Genomic DNA, 16,151 nt, shown 5'->3' on the forward strand with positions numbered 1-16,151 from the left:
AGATGTGTATAAGAGACAGGAGCTGACGTATTTTTCCTGATAGATATGGTATACCGAGAAGATACAGAAGAAGGTATATATCACGTCACACTGAGCCCAGCATGCCGAGTTGAGAAACACCAGCGGAGACATGAGCACTGCCGCGTACGCGATCAGCGCCTTTAGCCTCGGACGCTTCGAGAAGCTCTTGTATATGACATAGGCGACCAGCCCTGCCGTCAGAAAATCAAATACGCAGGAAAACAGCTTGTATGTGTGCAGCGCCTTGATCGGCAGGTAGGTGAACAGCGCGATGATCGTCTGATACAGGATATTGTAGTTGCCTACAGGCTCCGACAGACCCGCAAAACCTTTTTCGGCTAAGGTGTCATACCACGGGATCAGGAAGTTATACGCGTCGATGGAGAGATGGTCGAACAGCAGCGCTCGGATCGCGATCGCCGCCGCCGAGATCAGAAAGACCGCGATGACCATGATGTGCTTTTCGATAAACCCAAGGAACTTGTTCTCAAAAGAGGGGATACGCGGTTTGAGTAGCTTGTTTTGCATAAAATCACCTCAATAATCAGTTTGGATATAATATGACGAGATCATATTCATATTAAGATCTTGCCCTTTACATGCTCATGCCTACCTGCGTGTAGACGATATAACTCATACAGCAGAACGCCCCGCTCACCGCGTACATCACGCGGCGGAACCATGTTGACAGGGCGCTTTGACTGCTCTCGCTTCTTTGCAGTACCAGCGCCAGCCCCATTGCGCAAAGCGGTATCAGCGGCATACAGTAGCGTATGTTGAAGGTACAGGAGTGAGGATAGGCGAGAGCGAACAGATAGTAGCTGACCAGCTCCACGCCGAACAGCAGGCTGAAATAGACCCGTTCCGCGCCGTCCATATTCCCGCTCTTTCTGACCATGCTGACAACAAAGCACACAAAGGCGGTCAGGAACAGTACGACCGAGATCCAGAACAGGATCGGTCCCGTGATATGGATCTGCGGGAAATGCACGTCGTTGATGCTGTTGGCACATTCGTCAAACATCGCGGTCTTGAACAGCCCCAGCGTGGGATTGTATTCATTGTACGGCGCGTCGACAATGGTGATTGAGCCGTATACAAAGTCAAGCTGACCGTTACCAAAGCTGAACAGTCGCTGTGTCAGCGGCAGGTTGCCCGAGTACATAAAGCTCTGTTCTCCGAAATTGGGGATATAAGACAGCGGGACCTGAAATTTGATCAGGTTGCGCACCTGCCACCATATGCCGAGCGGAATACAGATCACGCCGAACACCGCGAACTGCCCGATATACCTCAGCGGCTTTTTGATGTGTCTGATCAGAACGACGATGAACACGAACGCCACGGCAGGCGCCGCCATCCAGCCCGAGAGCTTTGTCATCATGCCCAGCCCGATGCACAGCGCAAGCGGAATGATGTTCCTCATCACGGGCTCTCTGTACCATCTCAGTCCCCATAGGATCGCCCCCATCACAAACGGCATTAGCAGCATGTCGTTGTTGTATGAGCCGCCGAAGATGATGAACGTCGGGTGAAAGCAGACGATCGCCATCGCCGCGATCAGCGGATTGCCGCACAGCTTCACCAAGCGAAAGACGCGGTAGCTTACGATCATCGTCAGCGACGAGTACAGCATCGGCAGGATCTGGATCGCTTCCGCCGCGGTGGGGAAGTTGACGCCGATCGCCGTCAGCCCGCGTAGCAGCAGCGCCATCAGCCAGTGGTGCAGCGGCGGGTGATAGTGCTGTTCGTATATCCTGACGTCATAATCGGGCAGCTTCAAGCCGTAGTCGTACCAGTACTTGATATAGCCCATGTGCCCGCGGATATCGTTGAAATTTCCTCCGTCGTGCTGTCGGTCGACGCTGCCCGTATATAAAATGTATACGAAACGGATCGCGATACCCAGCGCGATCAGCACCGCAATGATGACGGCGTCGTTGACCTTGTAAGCGATACGAATGAAAAACACAGCGGCAGAGGCAGCGATCAGCGCGACGAGCGCGACCGCGTAAGCCTTATTTTCAACAAAGCCGATCGTCAGCATGCCCGCCGTGATACACGCGAGCATGATACCACTCAGCAGGAGCTTTTCGGATCGGTTTTTGCCGAGGTTGAACACAAACACAGCGGTGACGGATATCGCTCCCATGACGACTCCGAGATAGACGCAGCTCGCCGCCGTGATGTTTGCGCGGTCGGCCAGCCCGAACGGCAGCAGCAGTCCGCACAGGACGATCGTCAGCAGGTAGGGGTGCCGCCGCATCAGCGTGAACAGCCCCTCGGGAGTGCGTTGTAGTTTTTCTTTCATAAGAACCTCGAATGGTTTCAGGATATATAGACCGGAAGCCTTCCCCTTGAGGGGAAGGTGGGCTTTTCGGTTTTTTTAAACAGAAAAGGTCGGATGAGGTGGAAATGCTTCAGTCAAAGCACTTCATAAATCCATTAAACGGGCTTCTGCCTCAACCGTATTTTATCTCACCATTATCTCAACAGATACAGTATTACACATTAAATCTGAATAAGACGACGTCGCCGTCCTTCATCACATATTCCTTGCCCTCGCTGCGCACCAGACCCTTTTCCTTTGCCGCCGCCATCGAACCGCACGCGATCAGGTCGTCATAGGCGATGACCTCCGCGCGGATGAAGCCGCGTTCAAAGTCAGAGTGGATCTTGCCCGCCGCCTGGGGCGCCTTGGTGCCGTTCTTGATGGTCCACGCGCGCACCTCGGGCTTGCCCGCCGTGAGGTAGGAGATCAGTCCCAAAAGGGTGTAGCACTCGGTGATCAGGCGGTCAAGACCGCTCTGCTCGAGCCCCAGATCGTTCAAAAACATTTCCTTTTCTTCCTTGTCAAGCTCCACGATCTCAGCTTCCATCTCCGCGCAGATGGGCAGCACGCCCGCGTTCTGCTCCGCGGCGATCTCGCGCACCCTTTTGAGGCGTTCGTTGTTCTCGATCCCGTTTGCAAAGTCGTCCTCGCTCATGTTTGCGGCAAAGATGACAGGCTTGTTGGTCAGCAGTGCGACCTCCGACAGCAGCGCCTTTTCGTCGTCGGTACATTCCACCGCTCTCGCGGGCTTGCCCTCGTTGAGCGTGTCCAGTACGCGCTTGAAGAAGTCGACCTGTACCTGAAATTTCTTGTCGCCCTTGACCATCTTCTGCGCCTTGTCGATCCTGCGCTGTACCATCTCGACGTCGCTGAGGATCAGCTCAAGATCAATGGTCTCGATATCTCTCGCGGGGTCTACAGAGCCCTCCACGTGAATGATATCGTCATTGTCAAAACAGCGTACCACATGCACGATCGCGTCGCACTCGCGGATATTACTGAGGAATTTGTTGCCCAGTCCCTCGCCCTTAGAAGCGCCCTTGACCAGACCCGCGATATCGACGAATTCAATGGTAGCTGGAGTGTACTTGTCGGGGTCATACATTTCCGCGAGCTTGTCCAGTCGCTTGTCGGGCACGGCGACCACGCCGATATTCGGCTCAATGGTGCAGAAGGGGTAGTTCGCGGACTGCGCGCCCGCGTTGGTGATGGCGTTGAATAAGGTGGACTTGCCGACGTTCGGCAGTCCGACGATTCCTAATTTCATATATCTTCATTCTCCTTTGATAGAATTGTTATTGCGGTGAATCGGCAGATCGCCGACGCGAGATGATCCCGACCGATCCCGAGGATAAACCATAATTACCCATTATTAAATGTATTCTATCATTATATAGTGCAAAAGTCAATGAAACCGATATTGACAAACCGCGTGTGAAACAATAAAATTGTATCGGTGATAAAATGAAGAACTATCAGTATATTCTCTTTGATCTCGACGGCACCTTGGTCGCCAGCGCCGAGAGCGTGCGTGTCTCGATCGCCCACGCGATGGAGGCGCTGTCCCTGCCCTGTCCCGATCTTTCCGATTATTCCATGTACGTCGGACCTCCGCTCGAGGATACCTTTCGAGGCATGTGCGCCGTACCCGAGCCCTTGATCTTAGAGGCGATGGAGCTCTACCGCGACTACTTCGACGAGGTCGGTCAGCAGTACAGCGCCCTTTTCGACGGCGTGACCGATATGCTCGATTCCCTGCGCCAAAAGGGCAAGAAGCTCGCGATCTGTACCTCAAAGAACGAGCCTGTCGCCGAGAAGGTCGCTCAGGTCATGGGGCTTGCGCCTTATTTCGACGCGATCTGCGGCTCTACCCTCGACGGCACCCGCCGCGCGAAGGCGGATATCATACCCTACGCCATCAAGCGGCTGGGCTGTACCGACAATACCGAGGCGCTGATGATCGGCGATACGGATTTTGACGCGAGGGGCGCCCTTCTCGCGGGCGTAGATTTCCTCGGCGTGACCTACGGCTACGGCACGGTAGAGAGCATGCGGGCATGCGGCGCGGTCGGTTTTGCCGACAGCCCTAAAGTAATCGCTGACATGTTATAACTCCGCTCCGCATATACTGTAGCGGTGATGATATGTTCCGCTCGGTAAAGCTCAAAAACATCAAGATCACGGTCGTGTGTGTCCTCGGCGTGTTGCTGCTCTTGACGGCGTGCTTTCCGGTGCTGCGCTCGGCAGCCCCGGATACCGTGATGATCGGCGATAAGCCTTATCCCTTACAGGCAGAGGACAGCTCCGACATCGAAGCCTTCCTTACTGCCTGCGGCTATGAGTCGCCCGAATACCTTTTCGAAAACGAGATCACCGTTCCCAAGCGCTGGAACGAGATCTATACAAGCTACAACGAGTTACAGCGGCAGCAGGGCTTTGACCTTACGCCGTACAAGGGCAAGCCGGCAAAAGAGTACGTCTATTTTGTCGACGATACGCTCAACGCCGTCGTACTGTTGAGCGACGGCAGGATCATCGCCGCCCACGTCAGCGAATGTGACGGCAGTGAAATGAGAATTCTGAATTGATCGGTGAATGATATGAAAGAACGACTGGACAAGTTCATCTCCTCCCAAACGGCTCTCAGCCGCAAGGAAGCGCAAAAGGCGATCCGTGACAAGCGCGTGACCGTCAACGGCGAGCTGAGCCGCTCTGTCGATATCAAGATCGATACGGAGGCGGACGCCGTCGCGCTGGACGGCAAAGCCCTGACCTATCAGACCCACGTTTATTATATGATGAACAAGCCCTCGGGTATCGTCTCCGCGACCGAGGACAGGGTCGAGAAAACCGTGATCGACCTTCTCCCGCCCGAGCTCAGGCGCAAAGGACTCTTCCCCGCGGGCAGACTCGACAAGGATACGACGGGTCTGCTGATCCTGACCGATGACGGCGACTACGCCCACAGAATGTTATCCCCTAAGAAGCACGTCAAAAAGCGCTATATCGCCACCCTTGACCGCACGCCTGACGACAGTATATCCATCCGTTTTGAAGAGGGGATCGTCCTCAAGGACGGCACAGTATGCAAAAGCGGACAAGCCTCTCTCCTTGACGGCACGCGCGTCGCCGTCGAGATCAGCGAGGGCAAGTACCATCAGGTCAAGCGTATGTTTGCCGCGCTGGGCTATCATGTCGAGGCGCTCGAGCGCGTACGGATCGGCGCGCTGTCGCTCGACGGCGATTTATCCCCCGGAGAGGTCCGCAAAATGACAAAAGATGAGGCTGATCTGGTATTTTCGGACAAGTCTGTGTAAAATTTTTTGAAAAATATGCGGATCATAGGTTGATTTTTTGCGCGAGGTTAGGGCAAAATCCTGCGTCGATACTAACAAAACACACAAAAAATAGGGGTATTTGGCTTATACATCGGCTTTTTCCTTGTCAAAAACGCACAATTATAGGGCACCTTTTTTTGACTTATCGGAATAATGACTAAATATTCGGCGAAATCTTTAGTAAAAAAACAAGTGGAAGTGTACAAGAAAGTGTGATATATTATACCTGTACACTTATCATAAGTGCGTAAAGCGTGTTCTTGTTAGTTTTTGCTGCACTTCTTTAGGCGTGCAGATTTGGATAATAATGGAGGTTTTTTAATGGCTAATGTATCACTGAGACATGTTTACAAGATTTATGACGGCGGCGTTACCGCTGTTACCGATTTCAACCTTGAGATCGCTGACAAGGAATTCATCATCCTCGTAGGTCCTTCCGGTTGCGGTAAGTCCACTACCCTGCGTATGGTAGCGGGTCTTGAGGATATCTCCAAGGGCGAGCTGTGGATCGGCGACAAGCTCTGCAACGACGTAGCTCCCAAGGACAGAGATATCGCGATGGTATTCCAGAACTACGCTCTGTATCCCCATATGACCGTTTACGATAACATGGCGTTCGGTCTGAAGCTCCGCAAGATGCCCAAGGAAGAGATCAAGCGCCGCGTAGGCGAGGCTGCCCGTATCCTCGGTATCGAACAGTACCTTGACAGAAAGCCGAAGGCTCTCTCCGGCGGTCAGAGACAGCGTGTCGCGCTGGGTCGTGCGATCGTCCGTGATCCTAAGGTATTCCTGCTTGACGAGCCGCTGTCCAACCTGGACGCTAAGCTCCGCGCTAACATGAGAACCGAGATCTCCAAGCTCTATCAGAAGCTCGGCACCACCTTTATCTACGTTACCCATGACCAGACAGAGGCTATGACGATGGGTACCCGTATCGTCGTTATGAAGGACGGCTTCATTCAGCAGGTCGATACTCCTCAGCATCTGTATGATCTGCCCTGCAACGAGTTCGTAGCAGGCTTCATCGGCTCCCCGCAGATGAACTTCATGGACGCTACCCTCGTGAAGGAAGGCGGCAAGTTCGCCCTCAAGTTCGACGAGTATACCGTCGTTCTGCCCGAGAGCAAGAACAAGAACGGCGTTCTCGAGCCCTACGTTGGCAAGGAAGTCCGCTTCGGTATCCGTCCCGAGCATATCCATGACGAGCCCGAGTTCATCGAGAAGTGCGAAGGCAAGAACGGCGTTATCAACGCTAACGTTGTCGTAACCGAGCTGATGGGCGCAGAGATCTATCTGTACGTCAATATCGGCGGCACCCAGTTCACCGCCCGCGTAGAGCCGACCTCCACCGCGAAGCCCGGCGACTATGTCGATATCGCGTTCGATCTCGATCGTATCCACATTTTCGATAAGGACACCGAGATGACCATCACCAACTGATAACGTCGGTGTTGCTCTGAACAAGTTAAAATTGTGCATTTGCCCGCTGCGCAAGCAGCGGGCTTTTTGTCGCCTTAAAAAGGAGGAGTGAGAAGTTAGATAAGCACTGATATTACTATGTCATTGCGAGGGCATAGGCTCCGCAATCCTCAGGTGAGATTATGTCCAAAATTTTATTTTGGGTTACATAATCCATACACAGGAGATCCGGCGCACAGCGCCTGAGGGTTCCCGTGGCAATTCCTGCAGTGGCGCTTAGCCAATCGCTACGCTCCCCCGGCGCTGTTGCATGGGAGTTGTAAGCCAAATCAAAGATTTGGACAACTCCTCAACAAAGAGAGAATTCAACACTTCCGATTGCCCAAAGCCATCCCCTCGGGGGGAAGGTGTCAACGAAGTTGACGAATGAGGGATTGACTTCTCCGAGCAATCATCTTAACAAAGAGCTCGAGACACCGCCGTAGGGACGACCATCGGTCGTCCGAGAATGACGAGCGCAGAATCAGGCGGAAACCTTATACTAATCCTTGATAAAAAGATATAATCAGATATTAGTGATATATTTCGTATAGCTTTGTTGGGCTTAGTATTAGATAAAGAAAAAAGCATCTGCGATGCCGGACGAGCAATGCTCGTCCCTACGGAAACGCTCGGTAATCCCTCATTCCTAATTCCTCATTCCTAATTTGCAAAAACTCCTCACTAAAGAAGCGCCCCGCCTCCCAACATCTTGTGCCTGTTCAAAGGCTTCTCCACAATTCTCCCCAATGTTCACAAAAAGTTTAAAAAATTGTAATATCAACGCTTTATTTCTGCGTTATTTTCTGTTATATTGCAAATAAGGAAATATCCCGCGGCAAAATATCGCGCAAAAAAGCGATGATCAAGCCGTTTTTGTCTGTCGGACAGTTGGTTTTTCTTTTTACAAAAGATTACTGGCGTGAAACAATGATGAAAGAATTAACATTTTTTCGTCCTTTCGCACGAAAATTGATTATCCAATTTTGAAAAAAAGGTTGATTTTTCTCATTCCTTTGTGTAAAATGTATATGAGATAGGTGGCTTCTTTAGGTAAATCACCAAATCGTTCGGTATTTTGACTATTTTTTATACGGAGGAGAATTATGTCCAACAGATTATTTCAGGGAGTTATTCATCAGATGAAGGACGCTATCGACAGAACCATCGGAGTTGTGGACGAGACTTCGGTTGTAATCGCGTGCTCGGAGCTTGGACGCATCGGCGAGGTGAACGAAAGCATCACCTCCGATACCCTTTCGGCTACCGTACCCTTCGTGATTAACGGACACACCTTCAAGTCCTTTGGCTCTTCGACCAGATCCGAATACGCCGTATTCGTACAGGGCAGCGACGAGATCGCGCAGAAATACGCCCAGCTCTTGGCGGTATCTCTGTCGTCCATCAAGCAGTACTACGACGAGAAGTATGACCGCTCCAATTTCATCAAGAACGTTATCCTCGACAACATCCTGCCCGGTGATATCTATCTGAAGGCGCGCGAGCTGCGCTTCAACAGCGACGTCACCCGCGTCGTCATGCTGATCAAGATCACCTCCAAGACGGATGTTTCCGCCTTTGACGTCGTCCAGAACCTCTTCCCCGACAAGACCAAGGACTTCGTCATCAATATCAATGAGACCGATATCGCGCTGGTCAAGGAGATCAAGCCCGGTATCTCTACCAAGGACCTCGAGAAGCTCGCCGGCTCCATCGTCGACACCCTCTCCACCGAGTTCTACACCCACTGCGTCGTCGGTATGGGCACCACCGTCACCGGTATCAAGGATCTGGCTCATTCCTTCAAGGAAGCGCAGGTCGCTCTCGAAGTCGGTAAGGTATTCGACACCGAGCGCACCATCGTCAGCTACGACAACCTCGGCATCGCCCGTCTTGTCTATCAGCTGCCCACCACCCTGTGCGAGATGTTCCTCAAAGAGGTATTCAAGCGCGGTTCCATCGAGAGTCTCGATCAGGAGACCCTCTTCACCATCCAGAAGTTCTTTGAGAACAACCTGAACGTTTCCGAGACCTCCCGCAAGCTGTTCGTACACCGCAACACGCTGGTATACCGTCTTGAGAAGATCAAGAAGCTGACCGGTCTCGATCTCAGAGAGTTTGAGGACGCTATCGTATTCAAGGTAGCGCTGATGGTCAAGAAGTACCTGACCTCCGCTCCTACCAAATATTAATGAATCTCAGGGGGTGACCATGCCCCTGTATGAATTCATATAATCTTAGCAAAGACAGCATTGCTGTCAGCGAAAGGTATTACTATGATCGAATTCAAAAATGTATCCAAAGTATATGAAAGCAACGGCGTCCACGCGCTGGATCATGTATCGCTGAAGATCGATAAGGGCGAGTTCGTATTCATCGTCGGCGCTTCCGGCGCGGGCAAGAGTACCTTCCTCAAGTTGATCATGCGCGAGGAGACCCCCACTTCGGGTCAGATCATCGTCAACGACATGCACCTCGAGAACATGAAGCGCAGGAAGGTCCCGTATCTCAGACGTACGATGGGTATCGTTTTTCAGGACTTCCGCCTGATCTCCAAAATGACCGTATATGAGAACGTCGCATTCGCGATGCGCTGCGTCGGCAAGAGGAACGACTCCATCAAAAAGCGCGTTCCCTACATACTTGATCTGGTCGGTCTCGCCGACAAGGCGGACGATCATCCCTCCGAGCTGTCCGGCGGCGAGCAGCAGCGTGTATCGCTGGCGCGCGCGCTGGTCAACAACCCCGAGATGATCATCGCCGACGAGCCTACCGGTAATATCGACCCCGAAATGAGCTACGAGATCATCGAGCTTCTTTCCGAAATCAACAAGCGAGGCACCACGGTGCTGGTGGTCACCCACGAGCATGAGCTGGTCAAGTCTTTCGGCAAACGAGTGATCACGATCGATGACGGCAGAGTCGTCTCCGATTCCGACGACGATAAGTTTGTCGCTATTTAAGTCGATTTCGCACGAAGGAAAGGAATGACAGTATGAGCAGTTTCGGCTATCTGATCAAAGAGGGCTTCAAGAATATTTTTCATAACCGTCTGATGAGCCTCGCGTCGATCGGCGTTTTGATATCCTGTCTGGTTCTGACAGGTTCGGCGGTTATGCTCACCATCAATGTATCCAACATCGTCGACTCCGTCGGCGACACCAATGTCACCAAGGTCTTCTTAGACGACGACCTGACCAAGTTAGAGGCAGTCTATAAGGGAAAAGAGCTCAAGGACCTCGAGAACGTCACCGACGTGCAATTCATCGACAAGGATGAATCCATACAGGCGTACCGCGAGCAGCTCGGCGAAGAGGTCTTTGCCAATATGACCGGCGACGACAACCCCCTGCCGTATTCCTACAGCGTAACGATGGACGACCTGTCCAAGTACGACGAGACCGTCGCGAAGATCAAGGCGGTCGAGGGCGTCGCTTCCGTATCGTCCCACCGCGAGGTCGCGGCAAAGCTGACCAGCCTCTCGTCCTTTATCACGACCATGAGTCTGTGGATCATCTTAGCGCTGGCGGTGATCTCCCTGTTCATCATCAGCAACACCATCCGCATGACCATGTTCTCGCACCGTTTTGAGATCAGCATCATGAAATCGGTCGGCGCGACCAACGCCTTTGTCCGCGTTCCCTTCATCATCGAGGGCGTTATCATCGGTCTTGTCTCGGCGGCGGTTTCCATCGGACTGCTGTTCGTGCTGTCCGACGCGATCATCAATTCGGTACAGAAGATCCTCGACTTCCCCTACACCCGCTTCACCGAGGTCATGTGGCCGATCATCGGCGCTTTCGTCGCGGCAGGCGTGCTGGTAGGCGTGTTCGGCAGTATGGTATCCATCCGCCGTTACCTGACCCACGAGGGCAACGAGATCTTAGGCTGGTAAACAAAGAGCCTTCCCCTTGAGTAAGAGCTGATTAATTACTATGTCATTGCGAGGGCATAGGCTCCCTTTCCTAAGGTGAGATTATGTCCAAAATTTTATTTTGGGTTACATAATCCATACACAGGAGAGCTGGCGCACAGCGCCTGAGGGTTCCCGCGGCAATCCCAGCAGTGGCGCTAAGCCAATCGCAGATAGATCTGCTCTTGGAGCGCTGTTGCATGGGAGTTGTTAGCCAAATCGAAGATTTGGACAACTCCTCAACAAAGAGGAGAAGCGCTTTTCTTTTCAACAATAGTTAGCGCATGGGCTTTTTGTATCAGGGTGACGACCGCTTTGATAGATCATTAACCATAACTTAACAGAAACCAAATACGAAATTCAAAGCATAGGAGTGATTCTATGAAGAAGATTATAGCAATTGTGATAGCGATCGCGCTGATCTCTGCGAGCTTACTCAGCGTCAACGCGGCAACCATCAGCGAGCTTGAGGCGCGTCAGGCGGAGCTTGAAGCGCAGCAGGCGGAATATCAGCAGAAGCTCAACGACTCTAACGCCGCTGTCAATGAACAGCAGCAGGAGGTCGACGCGCTGGTCGGTCAGGTCGAATCCGTGACCGAGGAGATCCAGGTCTGCTACCAGAAGATCGCGATCTATGACGAGAGCATCGCTGAGAAGCAGACGGCGATCGACGCCGCCAACGCGGAGATCGAAGCGAACATGGACGTTCTGCGCCAGCGTATCAAGACCATCTATATCTCCGGCGACGTCAGCGCCCTCGAGATCGTTCTCGGCGCGAAGGACTTCTCCGACTTCCTCGACAAGCTCCAGCTTGTCCAGTACGTCAGCAACCATGACGAAGAGCTGATCAGCGGTATCAAGGAACAGCTCGATGCGATCTCTGACGAGAAAGCGGCTCTTGAAGAGGACAAAGCCGAGTTAGAGGCTGAGCAGGCGACCCTGACTGAGAAGCAGACCGAGCTCAACACCCTGCTTGAAGATAACAAAGAGACCCTCGCGGGCTTACAGAGCGCAGCCGCGGACGCGGAAATGCAGCTCAGTCTCAGCGAGGAAGAGCTCAGCGGTCTGAGTGAAGAGATCCAGGCGTATTACCGCCAGCAGAGAGAGGCGCTTGCCGCACAGCAGGCGGCAGCAGCCGCTTCTTCCTCTTCCGACGATAGCGGCGACAGCGGCAGCTCGTCGATCGATTACAGCGCTCCCCAGCAGGTCGAGACCGACGGAAGCTGGACATGGCCGACCCCCGGCGTCATCACCTCCGAGTACGGCGAACAGCGTTCTTACGAAAGCCATAACGCGATCGATATCGGCGCTTCGATCGGTACGCCGATCTACGCGGCGAACTCCGGTACGGTCGTCAACTGCAACAGCAGTTGTCCGCATACCAACTACGGCGGTAGCTGGTGCAGCTGCGGCGGCGGTTACGGCAACTTTGTCTGGATCCTGCACGACAACGGCTACGAGACCATCTACGGTCATATGATCAGCACCGCTGTAGGATACGGCGAGCACGTCTCCAACGGTCAGCTGATCGGTTACGTCGGTTCTTCGGGCTGGTCAACCGGTCCTCACCTGCACTTTGAGCTGCGTATCAACGGCGTCAAGAGCAACCCGATGAATCTCTACTAAACTAATCTCTGCACCGGATCAATAATCCGATCATCAAACACGATGGGGCTGTGAAAAACGCAGTCATTGCGAGGGCTTTAGCCCGTGGCAATCCCACAAAAGGGTGATAAAACCTATGGAGATTGCCACGTCGCTTAGCTCCTCGCCATGACGCTGGAGAGTTTTTTCACAGCCCCTTTTTTGCGTTCCCGCAAGCTGATAAAATAGAACAAATGTTTCACGTGAAACATTCGAGCTTTGTCACTCTACCCGAATCGTGATTTTGACGCGCATATATCCCGCACCCTCCGCATAAGCTGTTGCGGAGGGATATTTATGTTGACAGCTTTACATATCGAAGAACATAGGACAGGGCTCCTGCGCCTTTTGCGGCGGAATCGCATTCGCGTGGAGCACAGCTACTGCGACTCAGTCCAGCTCAAATGCGTGACCTATGAGCATTACCGCGGAAGGATCGGGTGGACAGCCATCGACCGCTTTGTGAAGGCTCAGCGCAACCGCGTGCTGTGCTCTCCCAGGCTGGAACTGCCTGCTGAGAGCGGCTACAAGCGCTTTGTGTCCCATGAGCTTGACCGCCGCATGTGCGAGAACGCCGCTTTGTACCTGTTGCGGAAATCGGACTGTCGCAGCCGCAAGGTCGTCCTGATCGACTCCTGCGGCGACATCGTAGGGGTGACAGATCATTTGACGGAGTACTGCGATCCGCTCTATGTGGTGACTGAAGCCTCTGACATTTATGCGGCGCAGTCGGATTATCTCTTGAACGAAAAGGGTGCCGCCCTGCGCGTTTGCCGCGCCAAGGACTGCCTGCGTGACGCTGACCTGATCATCGCGCCCGAGCGGCTGACAGAGGTCCTGCCCTGCTCTCGTGAAGCGCTGATCCTCACGGGGGAGAAGCCCGCCGTACAGCAGCCGTGCACGGCAATATATGACTATGAATTTGAGCTGCCGTCAAAGTACAGGGAGCTGTGCCCCGACTTCCTTGACGAGATGTACTTCGCTTCCGCCTTATACGCTTCGTCACAGGCGCGGGAGCTCGGCGGCGAGGTGTTCACCCGCTGCGGCGACGGTGTTACGCTCCATACCCGCCAAAGCCTGCTGAACGCTTTTCAAAGGGCTGAGGAATGAAGCGTGTATCCGTGCGCTGATCATGCACTCTTTTCGCTTTTATCTCCTTGACATCGACCCTGTGTTTCAGTATAATATACCATGTATGCGAATACCTAAAACTCAATGTTGAATTTGAAAGGATGATACATATGGCAAAACCGGTAATGATCACCGCGGAAGGCTTGAAACAGTTAGAGGAAGAACTCCAATATTTAAAAGGTCAAAAGCGTAGAGAGGTTGCTGAGAAGATCAAGGTAGCCCGCTCCTACGGCGACCTTTCCGAGAACAGCGAATATGATGACGCGAAAAACGAACAGGCGATCCTCGAGGCGCGTATCGTCACCATCGAAGCGACCCTCAAGAATGCCGTTCTGATCGACGAAGAGGGTATCTCCAATGAGCACGTCCACGTCGGCTCCAGCGTCCGTCTGCAGAACCTGCGCACCGACTCTGAGGTCACCTACAAGATCGTTGGCTCTAATGAGGCGAACCCCTCCGAGGGCAAGATCTCCGATGAATCTCCCGTCGGCGCCGCGCTGATCGGCCACTCCGTCGGCGACGCTGTTGAGGTAGAGGTACCCGTCGGCGTGATCGGCTTCAAGGTCCTCGAGATCTTCAAGTAAGACCAACCTGTATAGGAAGATATTGAAAAAACCCGAGGTAGGATATGGAACAGAATTTAAATGAAATATTAAGACTCAGAAGGGAGAAGCTCGCGAACTTACAGGAAGCGGGCAAGGACCCCTTTGTGATCACCAAGTTTGATCAGACCCACCACAGCGTGGAGATCAAAGAGAACTACGACGAGCTTGAGGGCAAGACCGTGTCCATCGCGGGCAGAATGATGTTCAAGCGCGTCATGGGCAAGGCGTCCTTCTGCAATGTGCAGGATCTCAAGGGCAGTATCCAGGCGTACGTCGCCCGTGATTCGATCGGCGAGGACAGCTACAAGGACTTCAAAAAGTACGACGTGGGCGATATCATCGGTATCACCGGCGAGGTGTTCAAGACCAAGACCGGCGAGATCTCTGTTCATGCCGCGACCGTCACCTTGCTGAGCAAGTCGTTACAGATCTTGCCTGAGAAGTATCACGGCCTGACCGACACCGACACCCGCTATCGCCAGCGCTACACCGACCTGATCATGAACAGCGAGGTCAAGGACACCTTTGTCAAGCGCAGTAAGATCATCTCCACGATCCGTCGCTTCCTCGACGAGCAGGGCTTCATGGAGGTCGAGACCCCCATGCTGGTGCAGAACGCGGGCGGCGCGGCGGCAAGACCCTTTGAGACTCATTTTAATGCCCTCGACGAGGACTTGAAGCTCCGTATCTCGCTGGAGCTGTACTTAAAGCGCCTGATCGTCGGCGGTCTTGAGAGAGTGTATGAGATCGGACGCGTATTCCGCAACGAGGGTCTCGATACCCGCCATAATCCCGAGTTCACGCTCATGGAGCTGTATCAGGCATATACCGATTATCACGGCATGATGGATCTGACCGAGGCGATGTACCGCCGCGTAGCGCAGGAGGTCAACGGCTCCATGCAGGTCAAGTACGGTGAGCATGTGATCGACTTTGAGAAGCCCTTCGCGCGTATCACGATGGTAGACGCCGTCAAGCAGTACGCGAACGTGGACTGGAACGAGGTCAAGGATACCGCTCAGGCACGTGAGATCGCGGACAAGCTCCACGTCGAGTATGAGGATCGCCACCAAAAGGGCGATATCCTCAGCCTGATCTTTGAGGAGTATGTCGAAGAGCATCTGATCCAGCCGACCTTTGTCATGGATCACCCGATCGAGATCTCTCCGCTGACCAAGAAGAAGCCCGACAACCCCGAGTATGTCGAGCGCTTCGAGATGTTCATCAACGGCTGGGAGATGGCGAACGCCTACAGTGAGCTCAACGACCCGATCGACCAGCGCGAGCGCTTCAAGGCGCAGGAGGCGATGCTCGCCGCGGGCGATGAAGAAGCCAACACCACCGACGAGGACTTCCTCAACGCCCTCGAGATCGGTATGCCCCCCACAGGCGGCATCGGCTACGGCATCGACCGACTGGTCATGATCATGACCAACTCGCCCGCCATCAGGGATGTATTGCTCTTCCCGACAATGAAAAGTCTGGATGTATCTTCGAAAAGAACGAGTACGACTCGTGATGAATGCAAAGTCGAAAAAGACATCAAAGAATTATTTGAATCATAAAGTGCATTCTATTAAGTGCCCCGAAAGATTAAGCTTTCGGGGTTTGATTTTGTGATTAACCAGAGCTCAAATATAACCCAGACCGATAACAAGAACACGAGATGGAAAGGAAGCCAGACAGGAGCCCTCGACAAAATAAAAAAG

At 53.1% G+C, this 16,151-nt stretch carries 13 protein-coding genes and 1 pseudogene; 11 read left to right on the forward strand and 3 right to left on the reverse strand.

The features are described 5' to 3' along the window. The 3 genes from KQI83_RS12440 to ychF all read right to left on the reverse strand — a co-directional run. Positions 1-549: hypothetical protein (locus KQI83_RS12440; RefSeq protein ID WP_330622412.1), on the reverse strand; the 549-nt coding region annotated here is incomplete at its 3' end. Positions 550-616: 67 nt separating this feature from the next. Further along, the gene (locus KQI83_RS12445) at positions 617-2,332 is read right to left on the reverse strand and encodes an ArnT family glycosyltransferase (RefSeq protein WP_216558565.1); all 1,716 of its coding nucleotides are present in this window, start codon (positions 2,330-2,332) and stop codon (positions 617-619) included. 193 nt (positions 2,333-2,525) lie between these two features. Next, positions 2,526-3,620, reverse strand: a complete 1,095-nt coding sequence (gene ychF, locus KQI83_RS12450; RefSeq protein WP_216558570.1) for a redox-regulated ATPase YchF — start codon at positions 3,618-3,620, stop codon at positions 2,526-2,528. Between the two features lie 197 nt (positions 3,621-3,817). Here ychF and KQI83_RS12455 point away from each other — a divergent pair, with 197 nt between their 5' ends. The 11 genes and pseudogenes from KQI83_RS12455 to lysS all read left to right on the forward strand — a co-directional run. Then, positions 3,818-4,465 carry an HAD-IA family hydrolase gene (locus tag KQI83_RS12455; RefSeq protein ID WP_216558573.1) on the forward strand — a complete coding sequence of 216 codons (648 nt, stop codon included), beginning with the start codon at positions 3,818-3,820 and terminating at the stop codon, positions 4,463-4,465. A 32-nt stretch (positions 4,466-4,497) separates the two neighbouring features. After that, positions 4,498-4,941, forward strand: a complete 444-nt coding sequence (locus KQI83_RS12460; protein ID WP_253295617.1) for a DUF4830 domain-containing protein — start codon at positions 4,498-4,500, stop codon at positions 4,939-4,941. Between the two features lie 12 nt (positions 4,942-4,953). Continuing rightward, a complete protein-coding gene (locus KQI83_RS12465; protein WP_216558576.1) occupies positions 4,954-5,670 on the forward strand; it encodes a pseudouridine synthase in 717 nt (238 codons plus the stop codon). A gap of 342 nt (positions 5,671-6,012) precedes the next feature. Next, positions 6,013-7,131, forward strand: coding sequence for an ABC transporter ATP-binding protein (locus KQI83_RS12470; RefSeq protein ID WP_216558579.1), 1,119 nt, complete (start codon positions 6,013-6,015; stop codon positions 7,129-7,131). Positions 7,132-8,291: 1,160 nt separating this feature from the next. Further along, positions 8,292-9,341, forward strand: coding sequence for a PucR family transcriptional regulator (locus tag KQI83_RS12475; RefSeq protein WP_330622413.1), 1,050 nt, complete (start codon positions 8,292-8,294; stop codon positions 9,339-9,341). 84 nt (positions 9,342-9,425) lie between these two features. Continuing rightward, positions 9,426-10,112: a cell division ATP-binding protein FtsE gene (gene ftsE / locus KQI83_RS12480; RefSeq protein WP_216558585.1), complete on the forward strand. Its 687-nt coding sequence runs from the start codon at positions 9,426-9,428 to the stop codon at positions 10,110-10,112. A 32-nt stretch (positions 10,113-10,144) separates the two neighbouring features. Continuing rightward, positions 10,145-11,044, forward strand: a complete 900-nt coding sequence (gene ftsX / locus KQI83_RS12485; protein ID WP_216558587.1) for a permease-like cell division protein FtsX — start codon at positions 10,145-10,147, stop codon at positions 11,042-11,044. 399 nt (positions 11,045-11,443) lie between these two features. Then, positions 11,444-12,688: a murein hydrolase activator EnvC family protein gene (locus KQI83_RS12490; RefSeq protein ID WP_216558591.1), complete on the forward strand. Its 1,245-nt coding sequence runs from the start codon at positions 11,444-11,446 to the stop codon at positions 12,686-12,688. A gap of 315 nt (positions 12,689-13,003) precedes the next feature. Then, positions 13,004-13,816, forward strand: a complete 813-nt coding sequence (locus KQI83_RS12495; RefSeq protein WP_216558594.1) for a hypothetical protein — start codon at positions 13,004-13,006, stop codon at positions 13,814-13,816. 131 nt (positions 13,817-13,947) lie between these two features. Continuing rightward, positions 13,948-14,421, forward strand: coding sequence for a transcription elongation factor GreA (gene greA, locus KQI83_RS12500; protein ID WP_216558601.1), 474 nt, complete (start codon positions 13,948-13,950; stop codon positions 14,419-14,421). Positions 14,422-14,465: 44 nt separating this feature from the next. Beyond that, a pseudogene (gene lysS, locus KQI83_RS12505) lies at positions 14,466-15,923 on the forward strand (lysine--tRNA ligase); the annotation flags it as partial. Positions 15,924-16,151: the final 228 nt, after the last annotated feature.

This window comes from Roseburia sp. MSJ-14, assembly GCF_018918225.1.
GTDB lineage: Bacteria > Bacillota > Clostridia > Lachnospirales > Lachnospiraceae > Petralouisia.